General features: G+C 72.3%; 13 protein-coding genes. 7 read left to right on the forward strand and 6 right to left on the reverse strand.

Features of this window, described 5'->3' with window-relative positions:
• Nucleotides 1-737: 737 nt before the first annotated feature.
• The gene (ileS, locus tag AB0D49_RS16255) at nt 738-3881 is read right to left on the reverse strand and encodes an isoleucine--tRNA ligase (RefSeq protein ID WP_362757449.1); all 3144 of its coding nucleotides are present in this window, start codon (nt 3879-3881) and stop codon (nt 738-740) included.
• An 862-nt stretch (nt 3882-4743) separates the two neighbouring features.
• Here ileS and AB0D49_RS16260 point away from each other — a divergent pair.
• The 6 genes from AB0D49_RS16260 to AB0D49_RS16285 all read left to right on the forward strand — a co-directional run bounded on the left by AB0D49_RS16260 (nt 4744) and on the right by AB0D49_RS16285 (nt 10962).
• A complete protein-coding gene (locus AB0D49_RS16260) occupies nt 4744-6237 on the forward strand; it encodes a histone H1-like repetitive region-containing protein (RefSeq protein ID WP_362757452.1) in 1494 nt (497 codons plus the stop codon).
• 95 nt (nt 6238-6332) lie between these two features.
• Nucleotides 6333-7037, forward strand: coding sequence for a signal peptidase II (locus AB0D49_RS16265; RefSeq protein WP_362757454.1), 705 nt, complete (start codon nt 6333-6335; stop codon nt 7035-7037).
• Between the two features lie 52 nt (nt 7038-7089).
• Nucleotides 7090-8034, forward strand: a complete 945-nt coding sequence (locus tag AB0D49_RS16270) for an RluA family pseudouridine synthase (protein ID WP_362757456.1) — start codon at nt 7090-7092, stop codon at nt 8032-8034.
• Nucleotides 8031-8501, forward strand: coding sequence for a GNAT family N-acetyltransferase (locus AB0D49_RS16275; protein ID WP_362757459.1), 471 nt, complete (start codon nt 8031-8033; stop codon nt 8499-8501). The genes AB0D49_RS16270 and AB0D49_RS16275 overlap by 4 nt, the downstream gene beginning before the upstream one ends.
• Nucleotides 8502-8575: 74 nt before the next feature.
• Nucleotides 8576-10162: a Na+/H+ antiporter gene (locus AB0D49_RS16280; RefSeq protein WP_362757461.1), complete on the forward strand. Its 1587-nt coding sequence runs from the start codon at nt 8576-8578 to the stop codon at nt 10160-10162.
• A gap of 50 nt (nt 10163-10212) precedes the next feature.
• Nucleotides 10213-10962 carry an SDR family oxidoreductase gene (locus tag AB0D49_RS16285; RefSeq protein WP_362757463.1) on the forward strand — a complete coding sequence of 250 codons (750 nt, stop codon included), beginning with the start codon at nt 10213-10215 and terminating at the stop codon, nt 10960-10962.
• A gap of 49 nt (nt 10963-11011) precedes the next feature.
• Here the strand turns inward: AB0D49_RS16285 and AB0D49_RS16290 are convergent, their stop codons facing one another.
• The gene (locus AB0D49_RS16290; protein ID WP_362757466.1) at nt 11012-12139 is read right to left on the reverse strand and encodes a mechanosensitive ion channel domain-containing protein; all 1128 of its coding nucleotides are present in this window, start codon (nt 12137-12139) and stop codon (nt 11012-11014) included.
• Between the two features lie 151 nt (nt 12140-12290).
• On the opposite strand from AB0D49_RS16290, the gene AB0D49_RS16295 reads away from it, so the two are divergent.
• Complete coding sequence (locus AB0D49_RS16295) at nt 12291-12869, forward strand: dienelactone hydrolase family protein (RefSeq protein WP_362757468.1); 579 nt, start codon at nt 12291-12293, stop codon at nt 12867-12869.
• Between the two features lie 206 nt (nt 12870-13075).
• Here the strand turns inward: AB0D49_RS16295 and AB0D49_RS16300 are convergent, their stop codons facing one another.
• The 4 genes from AB0D49_RS16300 to AB0D49_RS16315 all read right to left on the reverse strand — a co-directional run bounded on the left by AB0D49_RS16300 (nt 13076) and on the right by AB0D49_RS16315 (nt 18313).
• On the reverse strand, nt 13076-14755 hold the full coding sequence (locus tag AB0D49_RS16300) for an alkaline phosphatase D family protein (RefSeq protein WP_362757470.1): 1680 nt from the start codon (nt 14753-14755) through the stop codon (nt 13076-13078).
• A gap of 158 nt (nt 14756-14913) precedes the next feature.
• Entirely contained in the window at nt 14914-15753 is an 840-nt protein-coding gene (locus AB0D49_RS16305; protein WP_362757472.1) for a thioredoxin domain-containing protein, read from the reverse strand.
• A gap of 397 nt (nt 15754-16150) precedes the next feature.
• Nucleotides 16151-16849 carry a hypothetical protein gene (locus tag AB0D49_RS16310; RefSeq protein WP_362757474.1) on the reverse strand — a complete coding sequence of 233 codons (699 nt, stop codon included), beginning with the start codon at nt 16847-16849 and terminating at the stop codon, nt 16151-16153.
• Nucleotides 16850-16975: 126 nt separating this feature from the next.
• A complete protein-coding gene (locus AB0D49_RS16315; RefSeq protein ID WP_362757476.1) occupies nt 16976-18313 on the reverse strand; it encodes a DUF2252 domain-containing protein in 1338 nt (445 codons plus the stop codon).
• Nucleotides 18314-18346: the final 33 nt, after the last annotated feature.

An 18346-nucleotide genomic window follows, 5' to 3' on the forward strand; every position in this document is an offset into this window, starting at 1 on the left:
GTCGGTTTCAGGTTGGGCGTCTGCTGTGTGGGCGGTTTCTGGGGTGGCGGGTTGTCTGTGTGGGTGGCTTCCCGGGTGGGGCGCTTCGTGGGTGGTCGGTTTCAGGTTGGGCGTCTGCTGTGTGGGCGGTTTCTGGGGTGGCGGGTTGTCTGTGTGGGTGGCTTCCCGGGTGGGGCGCTTCGTGGGTGGGCGGTTTCAGGTTGGGCGTCTGCTGTGTGGGCGGCTTCTGGGGTGGCGGGTTGTCTGTGTGGGTGGCTTCCCGGGTGGGGCGGTTCCTGGGTGGTCGGTTTCAGGTTGGGCGTCTGCGGTGTGGGCGGCTTCTGGGGTGGCGGGGCTGTCCGAGTGGGCGGCCTTCCGGGTGGGGCGTTGCCCAGGCGGCCGGTTCCAGGCTGGGCGCCTGCCGTGTAGGCGGGTTGCGGGTTCGGCGTGCCGGACGCGGTGCTGGCGCAGCACAGCGTGCCGCTCCTGACCCGGAACCCGCCTGCCATGTAGGCGGGTTCCGGGGTGGCGGGCTGTCCGTGCAGGCGGCTTCCCGGGCGACCGGTTCCAGGCTGGGCGCCTGCCATGTAGGACGCCTCCCGGGTGGCTGGCTGTCCGAGCGGGCCGCTTCCTCAGTGGTGCGGTTCCCGGGCGGGTCGGCTCCAGTGAGGGCCGTTTCCCGCGCGGGCCGTCTTCCGGGTGGTGCGGGAGCCTGATGGACATGGCTTCCGCACCACCCGGTCGCGTACCGGGGGCCGTTATGCCTTGTGCAGGCGGAAGCTCAGGGACAGGCCCTCGTCGGTGAACGCCGGTCCGAAGGTGTCGTCGCCCTCGCCCTGGGCGAAGTCGGTGGCGAGCACCTCGTCCGCGATCAGTCCGGTGTGCTCGGCGAGCGCGGCGATCGTGCCCGGGTCGGTGGCGACCCAGCGCAGGGCGATCCGGTCGGCCACGTCCAGCCCGCTGTTCTTCCGGGCCTCCTGGATCAGCCGGATGGCGTCCCGGGCGAGCCCGGCCTGCCGCAGCTCCTCGGTGATCTCCAGGTCGAGCGCGACCGTGGCACCGGAGTCGGACGCCACCGACCAGCCCTCACGGGGCGTCTCGGTGATGATCACCTCGTCCGGAGCGAGGGTGATGGTCTCGCCGTCGACCCGCACCGACGCCGTGCCCTCCCGCAGGGCCAGCGACAGCGCCGCCGCGTCCGCCTCGGCGACCGCCTTCGCGACCTCCTGGACCCGCTTGCCGAACCGCTTGCCCAGGGCACGGAAGTTGGCCTTGGCGGTGGTGTCGACCAGGCTGCCGCCCACCTCGGACAGCGAAGCCAGCGACTCGACGTTCAGCTCCTCGGTGATCTGGGCGTGCAGCTCGCGGTCCAGCGCGTCGAACCCGGTCGCCGCGACCAGCGCCCGGCGCAGCGGCTGACGCGTCTTGACACCGGACTCCGCGCGGGTGGCCCGGCCCAGCTCCACCAGCCGGCGGACCAGCACCATCTGCCGGGACAGCTCCGGGTCGATCGACGTCAGGTCCGGCTCCGGCCAGGCGGCCAGATGCACCGACTCGGGCGCCCCGGGCGTGACCGGGACGATCAGGTCCTGCCAGACCCGCTCGGTGATGAACGGGGTCAGCGGGGCCATCAGCCTGGTGACCGTCTCGACCACCTCGTGCAGGGTGCGCAGCGCGGCCTTGTCGCCCTGCCAGAACCGGCGCCGGGACCGGCGTACGTACCAGTTCGAGAGGTCGTCGACGAACGCGGAGAGCTGCTTGCCGGCGCGCTGGGTGTCGTACGCCTCCAGGGCCTGGGTCACCTGGTCCGTCAGGGCGTGCAGCTCGGAGAGGAGCCAGCGGTCGATCAGCGGGCGGTCGGCGGGGGCCGGGTCGGCGGCGGACGGGGCCCAGCCCGACGTACGCGCGTACAGGGCCTGGAAGGCGACCGTGTTCCAGTAGGTCAGCAGGGTCTTGCGGACCACTTCCTGGATGGTGCCGTGACCGACCCGGCGGGCCGCCCACGGGGAGCCGCCGGCCGCCATGAACCAGCGGACCGCGTCCGCGCCGTGCTGGTCCATCAGCGGGATGGGCTCCAGGATGTTGCCCAGGTGCTTGGACATCTTGCGGCCGTCCTCGGCCAGGATGTGACCCAGGCAGACCACGTTTTCGTAGGACGACTTGTCGAAGACCAGGGTGCCGACCGCCATCAGGGTGTAGAACCAGCCGCGGGTCTGGTCGATGGCCTCGGAGATGAACTGCGCCGGGTAGCGGCTCTCGAACAGCTCCTTGTTCTTGTACGGGTAGCCCCACTGCGCGAACGGCATCGAGCCCGAGTCGTACCAGGCGTCGATCACCTCGGGGACGCGGGTGGCGGTCTGGGCGCACTCGGGGCAGTCGAAGGTGACCTCGTCGATGAACGGGCGGTGCGGGTCCAGGGCGGACTGGTCGGCGCCGGTCAGCTCGGACAGCTCCGCGCGGGAGCCGACACAGGTCAGATGGCCCTCCTCGCAGCGCCAGATGGGCAGCGGCGTGCCCCAGTAGCGGTTGCGGGACAGGGCCCAGTCGATGTTGTTGTTGAGCCAGTCGCCGTAGCGGCCGTGCTTGACCGTGTCCGGGAACCAGTTCGTCTTCTCGTTCTCTTCGAGGAGCCGGTCCTTGACGGCCGTCGTGCGGATGTACCACGAGGGCTGGGCGTAGTAGAGCAGCGCGGTGTGGCAGCGCCAGCAGTGCGGATAGCTGTGCTCGTAGGGGACGTGGCGGAAGAGGAGGCCGCGCGCGCCGAGGTCCTCGGTGAGCCGTTCGTCGGCCTTCTTGAAGAAGACGCCGCCGACCAGGGGGACGTCGTCGTCGAACGTGCCGTCCGGGCGGACCGGGTTCACCACGGGCAGGCCGTAGGCGCGGCAGACCTTGAGGTCCTCCTCACCGAAGGCGGGGGACTGGTGGACCAGACCGGTGCCGTCCTCGGTGGTCACATAGTCGGCGTTCACCACGAAGTGGGCCTCGGTGCCCTCCGGGAACGCGATCAGCTCGAAGGGGCGCCGGTACGTCCAGCGCTCCATCTCGGCGCCCGTGAAGGACGGGCCGGTGATCTCCCACTCCTCGCCGAGCGCCTTGCCGACCAGCGGCTCGGCGACGACGAGCTTCTCCTCGCCATTGGTCGCGACCACATAGGTGACCTCGGGGTGGGCGGCCACCGCGGTGTTGGAGACCAGGGTCCACGGGGTGGTCGTCCAGATCAGCAGCGATGCCTCGCCGGCCAGCGGGCCGGAGGTCAGCGGGAAGCGGACGTAGACCGACGGGTCGACGACCGTCTCGTAGCCCTGCGCCAGCTCATGGTCCGACAGGCCCGTGCCGCAGCGGGGGCACCAGGGGGCCACCCGGTGGTCCTGGACCAGCAGGCCCTTGCCGAAGATCTCCTTCAGCGACCACCACACGGAGTCGATGTACTCCGGCTCCATGGTCACGTACGCCTCGTCCAGGTCGACCCAGTAGCCCATGCGGGTCGTCAGGTCGGCGAAGGCGTCCGTGTGGCGCAGCACGGAGGCGCGGCACCGGGCGTTGAACTCGGCGATGCCGTACGCCTCGATGTCCTTCTTGCCGGAGAAGCCCAGCTCCTTCTCGACGGCCAGCTCCACCGGCAGGCCGTGGCAGTCCCAGCCCGCCTTGCGCGCCACGTGGTAGCCCCGCATGGTGCGGAAGCGGGGGAAGACGTCCTTGAAGACCCGGGCCTCGATGTGGTGGGCGCCGGGCATGCCGTTGGCGGTGGGCGGGCCCTCGTAGAACACCCACTCGGGGCGGCCCTCGGACTGCTCCAGGCTCTTGGCGAAGATCTTCTGCTCGCGCCAGAAGTCGAGCACGGCGTGCTCCAGGGCGGGCAGGTCGACCTGGGCGGGCACCTGGCGGTACGTCGGCGCTGTCATCTGCGGGGTCCTCCAACGGACTTTCTGCCTTCCGTCGGAGGGACGAGAGCCGGACCGGTCCTGGTGTCGGACCCGCCTTCGCGCCGACTGCGGCGCGCTCCCGCGGTACCACCCTCCTTGGCTCTCCGGGGCGGCGTCCGCGCGCCGCGCGGTGCGTGCTCCGGGGAGCCCCCTCATTGGGGTCGCGAACCGGCTCTACTCACCGCGGCACGGGCTGCCCGCGGCTTTCTTCCGGCGGCTCCGGGGTGATCTTCACGTCGCGCTCGCCCCCGGGCTTCCACCGTCCCCGGGTCGCTCTGGGCTGCGTACGCCGCTACTCGTCCCCATCCACGCCTTTCGCTCCGCCCAGTGTACGGCGCCGCACCGACAGCGGACGACCTGTTTCGGCGGGGGGTCGGGGCGGGGTTCGGGGGCGGCTGCGGGCCCTGTCGGTGGGGGCTTGGTGTGACCCGAATGGCCTGGTACGGGGGCTCACGTCCGGGGATGTCCGACGGACGGGTTCACCCCGTGGGGAGCGGGGCACAACGGATGCATGCCCGCCGCGTGGCGGTACCGGGGCGGGCGGCCGGGGCGGCGTGCCCCGTTGCCGCGCGACTCAAGTCGATTTATCGTCCCAGCACGATTCGCGCGCAAGATCACAATATGTGAAGGGGCCGCGTCCATGGTGGCGAAGAAGACCGCCGTACGGGCGCCGGTGACCGGCGGTGACGCCGGTTCCGGTGCCTCTGTCGACGTGCGTGCGGCGGGGGGTGTGGGCGGGGCGGGGGGCGCTTCCCAGGAGGCCGCTCCCCAGGGGGGTGCTCCCAAGGGGGGCGCTCCTGAGAGGGGCGCTTCCCGGAAGGCCGCTTTCGAGGAGGCTTCCGTGGCGAAGAAGGCGCCGGTCAAGAAGGCCGCTCAGGGTAAGGGCCCGGCGAAGACGGCTTCCGCCGGGAAGGCTTCCGCCAAGAGGGCTCCCGCCAGGAAGGCCGCGGTCAAGAAGGCCGCGGCGAAGAAGGCTGCGGTCAAGAAGGCTGCGGCGAAGAAGGTGCCTGCGGAGAAGGCGTCGGTGGAGAAGGGCCAGGTCAAGGGCGCGTCGGCAGCGGGTGCGGTGGCGGAGGGCGCGTCGAGCAAGGACGCGGCGGCCGAGGTGCCTGCGAAGAAGGCGCCTGCGACGAAGGCCCAGGCGGCGCAGGCCCAGGCGACGAAGGCTGCGGCAGGGAAGGTGCTGGCGGACAAGGCTGCGGTGGACGAGGGCGCACCAAGGAGGGCCGCCGCGAAGAAGACCACCGGGAAGAAGACCGCCGGGAAGAAGGCCGCCGCCAAGGAGGCGCCTGCGAAGAAGGCGGCCACCGAGGAGGCGACCGAGGGGAAAGTCACCACCAGGACGGTTCCCGCCAGGAAGACCGCAGCGAAGAAGACCGCGGCGAAGAAGACTCTCGCCGAGAAGACCGCAGCGGGGAAGGCCGGAGCGGGGAAGGCCACCCCCAAGAAGCCTCCGGCCAAGAAGGCCGCGCCTAGGAAGGCCGCCCAGCAGACGGGCCCCGCGCGGACGAGTCCCGCACGGTCGAGCCCCGAGCAGACGGGCCCCGCGCAGATGGGCCCGGCGCAGATGGGCCCGGCGCAGATGGGCCCGGCGCAGGGGAGCCCGGCGCTCGCGGGTGCCGCGTCGGCGCGCACGGGCCGGTCCCGTGGAACCCGTGGGCAGGGGCCCGACGCGGCCTCCGCCAGGAAAGCGCCAGTTAAGAAAACCCGGGCCGAGGTGACCGCCGAGCGGGTTCCGGGCAGGAAAGAATCCGGCGCCGAGGCGGCCGGTCAGCAGAGTCCCGGCACGGCTGCCGGGCGTAGGAGCACCGCGAAGAGCGTGGATGCGGCTGTGGCCGCGGAGCAGACGGGAGCCAAGACCGTGGTTGCCAAGAAGACCCCTGGTACGGCGACGGCGGCCACGACCGCCGTACCCAAGGCACGGCCCGCCGCCGAGCCCGGTGAGCTGGCGGTACGGCCCGGGGAGGACCCCTGGACGCCCGAGGAGGTCGCCGAGGCCCGTACCGAGCTGATCACCGAGATGGAGCGGTTGCGCAGCGAGATCTCCTCGACCGAGCGCTCCCTGGTGGGCCTGATGCGGGACTCCGGGGACGGCGCCGGCGACGATCAGGCGGACACCGGCACCAAGAACATCACACGGGAGCACGAGCTGGCGCTCGCCGCCAACGCCCGCGAGATGCTCCTCCAGACCGAGCGGGCCCTCCAGCGCCTGGAGGCCGGGACGTACGGTCTGTGCGAGAACTGCGGCAACCCGATCGGCAAGGCCCGTATGCAGGCGTTCCCGAGGGCCACCCTGTGTGTGGAGTGCAAGCAGAAGCAAGAGCGCCGCTACTGAGCGGCCGGTCGCCCCGGTGGCCCGCCTGAGCACCGGGTCCTTATGGGGTGTGCCGTACCCTCGTGCTCAGCAGGCACCTAGGTTGAGGGACTCACGTGGCAGAGGCGGAGCGCATCATCGGTACGCCGGACACCCCGGACGCGGCACGGGCCGAGGACGGGCAGGACCGGCCCGGCGACCAGGCCGGTGTTCCGGGCGGTCCGTCCGGCGCCGAGACGGCACACACCCCGGCCGGCGGGTCCCCCGCCGACGGCACCGAGCCGGTCGACGGCACGGGCGAGGCGGAGGGTGAGGGCGGCACCGCGCGGAGCCGTGGCAAGCGGCGGATCGCCGTGCTGTTCGCCGTCGCCGGGTTCGCCTACGCCCTGGACCTGATCACCAAGATCATCGTGGTGGCGAAGCTGGAGCACAATCCGGCGATCGACGTCATCGGTGACTGGCTGCGCTTCGACGCGATCCGCAACCCTGGTGCCGCCTTCGGCATCGGGCAGGCGTTCACGATCATCTTCACGGTGATCGCCGCGTCCGTGATCGTCGTCATCGCGCGGCTCGCCCGCAAGCTGTACAGCCTGCCCTGGGCCATCGCGCTCGGGCTGCTGCTCGGCGGCGCGCTGGGCAACCTCACCGACCGGATCTTCCGCTCGCCGGGCTTCCTGGAGGGCGCGGTCGTGGACTTCATCGCGCCCAAGCACTTCGCCGTCTTCAACCTGGCCGACTCGGCGATCGTCTGCGGCGGCATCCTGATCGTGCTGCTCTCCTTCCGCGGCCTCGACCCCGACGGGACGGTCCACAAGGACTGACGGCGACGGGCTGGCGTACGGCGCTGTCGGACCCGTCCGGCATACTCGACGGGTGAGCACGCTTCCCGAGATCCGTACCCTGCCCGTGCCCGACGGCCTGGAGGGCGAGCGCGTCGACGCCGCCATCTCCCGCATGTTCGGCTTCTCCCGCACCAAGGCCGCCGAGCTGGCCGCCGCGGGCAAGGTCGCGGTGGACGGCTCGGTGGTCGGCAAGTCCGAGCGGGTGCACGGCGGGGCCTGGCTCGAGGTCGAGATGCCGCAGGCGCCCGCGCCCGTGCAGGTGGTCGCCGAGCCGGTCGAGGGCATGGAGATCGTCCATGACGACGACGACGTCGTGGTCATCGTGAAGCCGGTCGGGGTCGCCGCGCACCCCAGCCCCGGCTGGAGCGGCCCCACCGTGATCGGCGGACTGGCCGCCGCCGGGTACCGGATCTCCACGTCCGGCGCCGCCGAGCGTCAGGGCATCGTGCACCGCCTCGACGTGGGCACGTCGGGACTGATGGTGGTCGCCAAGTCGGAGCGGGCGTACACCTCGCTCAAGCGCCAGTTCAAGGAGCGCACCGTCGACAAGCGCTACCACACGCTGGTGCAGGGCCACCCGGACCCGACGAGCGGCACCATCGACGCCCCCATCGGCCGCCACCCGCAGCACGACTACAAGTGGGCCGTCACCGCCGACGGCAAGCCCTCCGTGACGCACTACGACCTGATCGAGGCGTTCCGCGCGGCCTCCCTGCTGGATGTGAAGCTGGAGACCGGCCGCACCCACCAGATCCGGGTCCACATGGCCGCCCACCGCCACCCTTGCGTCGGCGACCTCACCTATGGCGCCGACCCCACGCTCGCCAAGCGGCTGCGCCTGACCCGCCAGTGGCTGCACGCCGTACGCCTCGGGTTCGAGCACCCCGGCGACGGCCAGTGGGCCGAGTTCTCCTGTGACTACCCCGACGACCTCCAGCAGGCCCTGGAGCTGGTCCGCGCGGAGACCTACGGATGACCGCCGCCCATGTGGTGCGGGTCGCCGAGGGACCGGCCGACCGGGAGTCGTGCTTCGCGGTGCGCAAGCAGGTCTTCGTCACCGAGCAGGGCGTCCCCGAGGACATCGAGTACGACGCCCACGACGCGGACGCCGTACATGTGCTGGCCCTCCGCGTGGGCGACGGCGAGCCGCTGGGCACCGGGCGGCTGCTGCACGGGGCGGCGGCGCTCGACAAGACCGGCGGCGCCCCGGGCGTCGGCTCCCTCGGCCGCCTCGCCGTCCTGAAGGCGGCCCGCGGACTCGGCGTCGGCGCCGGACTGGTCCGGGCCATCGAGGACGCCGCCCGCGCGCGGGGCCTCACCGCCGTCGACCTGCACGCCCAGATCCACGCCCTGGGCTTCTACCAGCGGCTCGGATACGAGGCGTACGGGCCCGAGTTCCCCGACGCGGGGATACCCCACCGGGCCATGCGGCGCGCCCTGTAGGCCACCGGTCGGCGGGGCACCCATGGCCGTCCTGGGAGCCGTCCTACCCGCGCCGACCACCCGGAGCGCCGACCGTGGATCAACTGGCCCTGCTGTTCGTGCTGTTGGTCGGTGCCGTGCTGAGCGTGCCGGTCGGCGACCGGCTGGGGCTGCCGTCGCCGGTGCTGATGACCCTGCTGGGGATCGTGCTGGCGCTGCTGGACTTCGTACCGAACGTCGGCATCCCGCCGGACCTGATCCTGCCGCTGCTGCTGCCCCCGCTGCTCTACGCGGCCGTACGGCGCACCTCATGGCGGCAGTTCGCGGCGAACGTGCGGCCCATCCTGCTGCTGGCCGTGGCCCTGGTGTTCGTCACCACCCTGTGCGTCGCCCTGGTCGCCGACGCGATCGTGCCCGGCCTCGGGGTCGCGGCGGCGGTGGCGCTGGGCGCGCTGGTCGCCCCGCCCGACCCGGTGGCCGCGACCGCCGTCGCCGGACAGCTGGGACTGCCCCGCAGGCTCGTCTCCATCCTGGAGGGCGAGGGGCTGTTCAACGACGTCACCGCGATCGTGCTCTACCACGTGGCCATCGCCGCCGCCGTCAGCGGCACCTTCTCGCCCTGGCGGGCCGGGCTGGACCTGGTCCTGTCCGCCGTGGTCGCGCTGGCCGTGGGGCTGGCGCTCGGCTGGTGCGCCAACAAGCTCATGGACCTGCTCGGGGACGCCACCCTCCAGATCGGCCTGACCCTGCTGGTGCCGTTCGCCTCCTATGTGGCCGCTGAGGAACTGCACGGCTCCGGGGTCCTCGCCGTCCTGGTGACCGCCCTCTACCTCACCGACTACGCCACCGACGCCGACGACGTGGCCACCCGGCTCGCCGGGCACACCTTCTGGGACATCGTCGACACCCTGGTCACCGGGGTCGCCTTCGGCCTGATCGGGCTCGAACTGCACAACGCCATCCGCACCGCCTCCGGCCGCTGGGGCGAACTGCTGCTGTGGTCGGCGGCGATCGTCGGGGTCGTGGTCCTCGTCCGGCTGCTGTGGCTGCTCCCCGCGACCTGGCTGACCCAGCGGCTGCACGCCCGGCGCGACCACGACGAGGAGATCCCGACCACCTGGCGGGAGACGGTCGTCATGTGGTGGGCCGGGATGCGCGGGGTGGCCTCCGTGGCGCTGGCCCTGGCCATCCCGCTGACCACCGAGGACGGCGCGCCCTTCCCGGACCGCGACGAGATCGTGTTCATCGCCTTCGGGGTGATCATGGCGACCCTGCTCGTGCAGGGCCTGACCCTGCCCTGGCTGGTGAAACGGCTCGGGGTGCGCGCGGACAGCGAGCGGGAGCAGGAGTTCGAACGGTCCCTCGCCCTGCGCGCCGCCAGGGCCGCCCGGCGCCGCCTCAAGGAGATCGAGGACGTCGAGGACCTGCCCGACGAGATGAGCGAGCGGATGCTCCACCGGGCCTATGAGATCGGCGTCCGCATCGATCCGCAGCTCGGCGAGGAGGAGCGGCGCGAGGGACATGAACAGCGGGCCCAGCGGGTACGGCGGCTGCGCCGGATCGAGCGGGAGATGCTCAGCGCGGCCCGCCACGAGGTGCTGGCGGCCCGCGGCGAACCCGGCGCCGACCCGGGGGTGGTGGACCGGGTGCTGCGCCAGCTGGACGTGCGCAGCCTGCGCTGACCGGCCCACGGGTCCCGGCGCGGGCGGAGGGGCCGTCGTACGCTGTGATCATGGCTCGCAATGTCGTCATCAGCGGTGGTGGTACGGGGATCGGGCTCGCGGCGGCGGGGCTGTTCGCCGCCGACGGGGACCAGGTGCTGCTGCTCGGACGGCGGGCACATGTGCTGGACCGGGCCGGGGTGCCGGGGGCGCTGACCTTCGCCGCGGATCTCGCCGAACCGGCCGAGGTACGGGCGGTGGCCGCCTTCGTGGCCCGGGAACTGGGCACCGTGGATGTGCTGATCCACAGCGCGGGCGGCAACGGTCTGCTGGAGCCGCCCGCCACCGGGGACGATCCCCTGGACGCCGTCGCCCACTCCTGGAACACCACCTTCCGCACCAACACGCTGGCCGCCGCGCTCCTGAGCGAGGCCCTCAAGGACCGGCTCGCCGAGCCGGGCGGCCGGGTGCTGTTCCTCAGCTCCATCGCCGCGTTTCGGGGCACCGGGGTCGTGTCCTACGCGGCGGCCAAGGCGGCCCTGCACCCGTACGCCCACCGGCTCGCCCGGCGGCTCGGACCGCGCGGGGTCACCGTGAACGTGGTCGCGCCCGGCTACATCGAGGACACCGGCTTCTTCGGGGAGGAGCCGGACGCGGTGGGCGAGCAGCGGCGGGAGCGGGCCCGCGCGGAGGCCCTCACGGGACGGACCGGCATGCCCGGCGACGTCGCCGCCACCCTGCACTGGCTGGCCTCGCCGCACGCCGGGCACATCACCTCGCAGATCGTCCAGGTCAACGGCGGAGCCGAGCGCGGCCACTGACACGGCTGGTCCGGCTGGACAGGGCCCGGTCAGTCGCCGTCACGCCCGGTCAGCCGCGCTCGGGCGGCCGGTGCGGCTCCACCACGCGGCGCGGTCCCGGCGTGCCCCCGGCGGCGGGCCGCTCACCGTTCGCGCCCGGCGCCGGGACGGCCTCCGCGGTGTTCACCCGGGGCAGCGCATAGGGATGCTCCCGCACCAGCCAGTCGAGCATCTGCTCACGCACGGCGACCCGGACCGTCCAGATGTCGTCCGCGTCCTTCGCCGTCACCAGCGCCCGCACCTCCATGGTGTTCGGGGTGGCGTCGGTGACCGCCAGATCGCACGAACGGCCGTCCCAGGCAGGGCACCCGCGCAGGATGTCCCGCAGCCGCTCCCGCATCAGCGCGGTCGGCGCCGAGTGGTCGAGCTGCCAGAACACCGTGCCGGTCATCTGCGGGGTGCCGCGCGACCAGTTCTCGAACGGTTTGGACGTGAAGTACGACACCGGCATGGTGATCCGGCGCTCGTCCCAGGTCCGCACGGTCAGAAAGGTCAGGGTGATCTCCTCGACCGTGCCCCACTCGCCGTCCACCACCACCGTGTCGCCGATCCTCACCATGTCGCCGAACGCGATCTGGAGCCCCGCGAAGAGATTGCTCAGCGTGGACTGCGCGGCGACACCGGCGACGATGCCGAGGATGCCGGCCGACGCCAGCAGCGAGGCACCGGCCGCGCGCATCGCCGGGAACGTCAGCAGCATCGCCGCGACGGCCATCACCCCGACGACCGCGGTGACCACCCGCATGATCAGCGTCACCTGGGTGCGCACCCGGCGCACCCGGGCCGGATCGCGCTCGGTGTGCGCGTCGGCGTAGCGCGTGTACGACGCTCCGACCACGGCCCCCGCGATCCGTACCGCCAGCCAGGCCGCCGACCCGATCAGCAGCAGCGTCAGCAGCTGCCCGACGCCCTCACGGAACTCGGTCAGCAGCCTCGCCTGGTCGTAGGAGCCTCTGAGCAGGGCGGCGAACAGCACCAGCTGGTACGGCACCCGGCCGCGGCGCAGCTCGCCCCACAGGGACGTGCCGCCACGGCGTTCGTCGGCCTTGCGGAGCAGAAAGTCGGTGGTCCAGCCGATGACCAGGGTCAGCAGCACGGAGCCGCCGATCACGATCAGGGGACGGAGCAGATTTTCCATGTCAGTGAACGTAACCGGGGCCGGGGGGTCGTGAACATATGAGTCCGGGACCGCCGCTTCCGGTTGCCGTCCACCGGCCGCGCCGACGCTCCGGTCGCCGTCCGGGCCGGGGCGGGACCGGGTTGTCAGTGGCGGCTGGCACGATGGAGGCATGGACATCGTGCTCTTCCACTCGACGTACGGGCCGCGCCCGGCGGTGCGGGACGCGGCCGAGCGGCTGCGCGCCGCGGGCCATGAGGTCATCACGCCGGACCTGTTCGAGGGCCGGACGTTCGAGACGGACGAGGAGGGCCGGGCGGCCAAGGACACCATCGGCAAGGACGAGCTGCTCAGACGGGCGGTGCTGGCCGCCGCGCCGTACTCCGGACGCGGGCTGGTCTACGCCGGGTTCTCGCTCGGCGCGGCCCTCGCCCAGACCCTGGCCCTCGGCGACGAGCACGCCCGCGGTCTGCTGTTGCTGCACGGCACGTCCGACCTCGCGCCGAACGCCGCGGTGGACGGGCTGCCGGTGCAGCTGCACGTCGCCGAGCCGGACCCGTTCGAGACCGACGACTGGCTGAGCGCCTGGTACCTCCAGATGGGCAGAGCGGGCGCGGACGTGGAGGTGTACCGCTACCCGGGCGCGGGCCATCTCTACACCGACCCGGACCTGCCGGACTACGACCGGGAGGCCGCCGAGGCCACCTGGCGGGTGGCGCTCGGCTTCCTGGACTCCCTCAAGACGGGCTGACCCCGCGCACACCGGGCCGCTCACACCCGGTCAGACCTGGCCGACCCGCTCCGGGCCGGTCACACCGGATCAGACCTGCCCGAGCCACACCAGGCCGCTCACATCAGGTCACACCTGGCCGACCCGCCCCGGGTCGCTCACACCGGGTCACACCGGGCCGCTCACACCGGAGCATGATCGCCGCTCGCCCGAGGTCATGCCCCCGCTCACACCGGCTTGTACGTCCGCTCCACCCGCTGCGTGCCGCTGCGGGTGCGGTAGGAGCGCTGCCAGGTGGCGGTGGCGTCGGGCCGGGTGCGGTCGGAGAGCGTGTAGAAGTCCATCTGCGCGCGCTCGGCGGTCAGATCGAGCACACCGAAGCCATGGCGGTCGGTGTCGACCCAGTGCACATGCCGGTTGGCGGCCCGGATCACCGGGGCGGCGAGGGCGGAGACCGTGCCTTCGGTGACGCCTACCAGGTCGTCCAGATTGTCGGAGGTGACCGAGGTGACCACGAACTCGGTGGCGGCGGACGCGGACAGCGGATAGGTCCCGGCGTCCACGGGCACATCGTTGGCCCAGGCCATATGGATGTCGCCGGTCAGGAACACGGTGTTGCGGATGGCGTTGCTCCGCAGATGGCCCAGCAGCTCACGCCGGTCGTCGGTGTAGCCGTCCCACTGGTCGGTGTTGATCGCCAGGCCCTCCTGGGGCAGTCCCAGCAGTTCGGCCAGCGGCGCCAGCAGTTCGGCGGCCAGTGAGCCGATGGCGAACGGGGCGATCATCACCGAGTTGCCGACCAGCCGCCAGGTGGTGTCGGCGGACGCCAGCCTGCCCTTGAGCCAGTCCAGCTGGGCGCGGCCGGTCAGGGTGCGGTCCGGGTCGTCGACCCCTCCGTTGCCGAGCGCGACCTGCTGCGAGCGGAAGGAGCGCAGATCCAGCAGGGCGAGATCGGCCAGCTTGCCGAAGCGCAGCGCCCGGTAGGTCGTCCCGGCCACGGCGGGCCGGACCGGCATCCACTCGAAGTACGCCTGCTTGGCGGCGGCCTGACGGTCGGCCCAGGCGCCCTCGGCGCCCTCGGTGTGGTTCTGGGCGCCGCCCGACCAGGTGTCGTTGGCGATCTCGTGGTCGTCCCAGATGGCCACACAGGCCGCCGCCCCGTGCAGCGCCTGGAGGTCGGGGTCGGTCTTGTACCGGCCGTGCCGGGTGCGGTAGTCGGCGAGGGTCAGGATCTCGTGCGCGGGCGCGTGCGCGCGGACCGAGGTGCCCCGGGTGCCGTACTGGCCGGCGCCGTACTCGTAGATGTAGTCGCCCAGGTGCAGCCAGGCGTCGAGGTCGCCGCGCGCGGCCAGCTGGCGGTACGCGGCGAAGTACCCGGCCTCCCAGTTGGCGCAGGAGACCACGCCGAAGCGCAGCCCGGGGACGCTCGCGTCGGCGGCGGGCGCGGTACGGGTGCGTCCGGCGGGGGAGTCGGTGCCGCCCGCGGAGAAGCGATACCAGTAGGCGGTGGCGGGCGCCAGACCGCGGACGTCGGCCTTCACGGTGTGGTCGGAGGCGGCCGTCGCGAGCACCGAGCCATGGGCGACGACATCGGTGAACGCCTTGTCCCGGGCGACGGTCCACACCACCTCGGTGTCCGGGCCGAGCCCGGAGCCGGGAACGGCCCCGGCGGTGGGCGTCACCCGGGTCCACAGCAGGACGCCGTCGGGCAGCGGGTCGCCGGAGGCCACCCCGTGTAGGAAGGCGGGCGCCCCGGCGGCGCGGGCGGGCAGTGCGGCGGCGAGCGGAGCGGCCAGCGCGGCGGTGACGGCGGCGGCCTTGACGACCGTACGGCGGCGCGGGGCGGGGGAGGTGGCGTCCGGCGCGGCATCGGCGGCGCCTCGGGGGGCTCTTTGAGGACTGGTCACGGCCGTTCAGGTTACTGAGCGGTTCAGACGTGGGAACAGGGCGGCGCACGAAGAAGCGGGCGAACTCCCGAGAGTTCGCCCGCCTGTTCGTCCAGGGACGCCTGTTCGCCGCGGACGCCGGGGCGTCCTCCGCGCGGCTCCTGGTGGCCGGGGTGCCGTCAGCCCTTGAGGGCCGCGTCCACCGCCGTGTTGAAGTCCGCGACCGTCATCGGCTGGCTACCGCCCGCCGTGGTCAGCTTCTTGCCGTCCATGACGAAGCTGGGGGTGCCCGACACATCGTCCTTGTTGGTGTCGAAGGACTTGGACATCGCCAGCGCCCACGCGTCGTACGTGCCGTTGTTCACCGCGTTCTGGAACTTGGCGTTGTCCTTGAGGGCCGGGACGCTGTCGCCGATCTCGATCAGATAGCTGTCGTCGGCGAACTTGTCGTCCGACTCCTCCGGGTGGAACTTCGCCGAGTACAGCGCCGCCTTGTACTGGAGGAACGCCTCCGGGCTCACGTTCAGGGCGGCGCCCAGCGCGCTCATCGCGTTCTTGGAGCCCTCGCCGTTGGAGCCGACCTGGCCGTCGCCGAGCGAGTCGCCGTCCAGGAAGGTGCCGCCGACGAACTGGACCTTGTACTTGCCGTCCGCCACGTCCTTGTCGACGGTCGAGCCGACCGTCTGCTCGAAGGAGGCACAGACCGGGCAGCGCGGGTCCTCGTAGATCTTCAGCGTCTTGGGGGCGTCGGCCTTGCCGATCACGACACTGGTGCCGTCGGTGCCGGTGGTGTTGGCCGGGGCGGCGACCGTCTCGTCCTGTACGGCCTCCCAGTGGCCGGGCTTGTTCGCCTGGACGACGGCGTAGCCTATGCCGCCCGCCGCCGCCAGGACACCGACGACCGAGAGGGCGACGACGATCTGGCGCTTGGTCTTCGCGCGCTTGGCCTCGCGCTCACGCTCCTGACGGAGGCGCTCACGCGCGGCGGACTTGGCGGCGTTGGTGTTTCGCTTGCTCATGGATGTGTCTCCGAGTGGGGGAGGGGACGTCTTCTCGTACGTCTGGTGGTCAGTACGTGTGCGGATGCGCGTACGTGTGCGTGTTTGCACGTCTGATCGTTTGTGCGCGTTTGCGCGGGTGTGTCTCTGTGTCTCTGTGCGTCTGCGCATCAGTGGTGCGCTTGAGGTACGCGCTGTGCGTGGGTGTACCTGGTGCGCATGTGCCTTCTGGGGCCTGATCGCCCGGTCGCCCGGGGACGAGCGCCCACCGCCGGTCGCCCGGGGACGAGCGCCCACCACCCGGTCGCCCGGGGACGAGCGTCCTCGTGGTGGTGTGCCGTGGGCGCGCCTCAGCGGTCCGTGCGTCGACCGGAGCCCGGAGACGTGCGAGACGTGCCGGGGCGGGCGAGCGCCGCCGTCAGGCGAAGGAGAGGGCGGCCGGGGGGCCGCGGCGGCCCAGGCCGTGCGAGAGCAGCAGCTCGCGGACGGCCGCGGGGCGCTCGGCGGTGCGCGGCAGCCGGACGCCGACCCGCGCGGGGCGGACCGTCACCGCGGCCACCGCCAGCAGCAGCGGGCGGAACGTGGTCGCCGCGGCGGCGGCCAGCAGCTGGGCCAGCGCCCGCTCACCGCGCCGCAGCCAGACGGCGGCCAGCAGCCCGATGCCGACATGCGCGGCGAGCAGCAGCCAGGCCGCCTCGGGGTCGGCGTCGGCGAACAGTGCGGCGGCGCGGTCCGGGGCGGCGGCCGTGGTGGCCGTCATCCGGGCCAGCGGGGAGCCGACCTGGCCCGCGCAGAGGACGTCCAGGCCGACCGCGCGCAGCGGGCCGGTCACCGGGCCGCCCGCGGCGCCGTAGCAGGCGTGCTGACCGGCCGTGAAGAGCGTGTCGACGGCCAGTTCCAGCGGGATCAGCAGGGCGGCGATCCGGCCGAGGCTCCGCTCGCGGCGGCCCGCCAGCAGATAGGCCACGGCGAAGACCCCGGCGGCTGCCGCCCCGACCGTGCCCAGCGGCAGCGGGACCCCGGACAGCAGCACGTGCGACGCGGTGCCGAGGGTCACGACGAGTGCCGTGAACAGCGCCGCGCGGACGACTCTGATCGGGGTTCCGGATATGTCCATCGCGGTGAGAGTGTGTCACGGAGTCCGGTAAGGGACCCCTAAAGGGTGACGTGGGACACCTGACCGTTGTCCGAGGGTGACCCCTTCGTCACGGTCCGGGGCGGTGGGCGGCTGCCGCGCGGGGCGTCACAGCCCCGGGATACGGCCGTTGCGGAACAGGTCCACGAAGATCTGGTGGTCGGCCCGCGCGCGGGCGCCGTACCGGTGCGCGAAGTCCACCAGCAGCGGGGCGAAGCCCTCCTCGTCGGCCGCGATGGCCGCGTCGATGGCCCGCTCGGTGGAGAACGGCACCAGGGACTCGCCGGAGGTGTCGTCCGCCGCCGCGTGCATCGTCGCCGTGGCCCGGCCGAGGTCGGCTACGACCGCCGCGATCTCCTCCGGGTCGTCGATGTCGCCCCAGTCCAGATCCACCGCGTACGGCGAGACCTCGGCGACCAGCTGGCCCGCCCCGTCCAGCTCGGTCCAGCCCAGCCACGGGTCGGCGTGCGCCTGGAGGGCGCGCTGGGACAGCACCGTGCGGTGCCCCTCGTGCTGGAAGTAGTCCCGGATCGCGGGGTCGGTCAGATGGCGGGAGACGGCCGGGGTCTGGGCCTGCTTGACGTAGATCACCACGTCGTTCTCCAGGGCGTCGCTGTGCCCCTCCAGGAGGATGTTGTACGACGGCAGACCGGCGGACCCTATGCCTATGCCCCGGCGCCCCACGACGTCCTTGACCCGGTAGGAGTCGGGGCGGGCCAGTGAGTCCTCGGGGAGCGTCTCCAGATAGCCGTCGAAGGCGGCCAGCACCTTGTACCGCGTCGCCGCGTCCAGCTCTATGGAGCCGCCTCCGGGCGCGAAGCGGCGCTCGAAGTCACGGATCTCGGTCATCGACTCCAGCAGCGCGAAGCGGGTCAGCGAGCGGGCGTCGCGCAGCGCGTCCAGCAGCGGGCCCTGGGCGGTGTCCAGGGTGAAGGGCGGCACCTCGTCGCTCTTGGCGCCCGTCGCCAGCGCGTGCACCCGCTCGCGGTAGGCCAGCGCGTAGACCGTCACCAGCTCGGTGATCTGCTCGTCGCTGAGCGCCTTCGCGTAGCCGATCAGCGCCATGGAGGCGGCGAAGCGCTTGAGGTCCCAGGTGAAGGGGCCCACATACGCCTCGTCGAAGTCGTTGACGTTGAAGACCAGACGGCCGTTCGAATCCATGTACGTGCCGAAGTTCTCCGCGTGCAGGTCGCCGTGGATCCAGACCCGCGCGGTGCGCTCGTCCAGGAACGGGGAACCCGCCGTCCGGCCGCCGCTCGCCGCCTCCAGGTCGTGGTAGTACAGACAGGCCGTGCCGCGGTAGAAGGCGAACGCGGAGGCCGCCATCTTGCGGAACTTCACCCGGAACGCGGCCGGGTCGGCGGCCAGGAGCTGGCCGAAGGCGGTGTCGAAGACGGCGAGGATCTCCTCGCCGCGCCGCTCGTCACTGAGCTGTGGGACCGACATCGCGGAGTGCCTCCTGGTACATCTGTACGACAG

This window comes from Streptomyces sp. NPDC048290 (assembly GCF_040652095.1).
Taxonomy (GTDB): Bacteria; Actinomycetota; Actinomycetes; order Streptomycetales; family Streptomycetaceae; genus Streptomyces.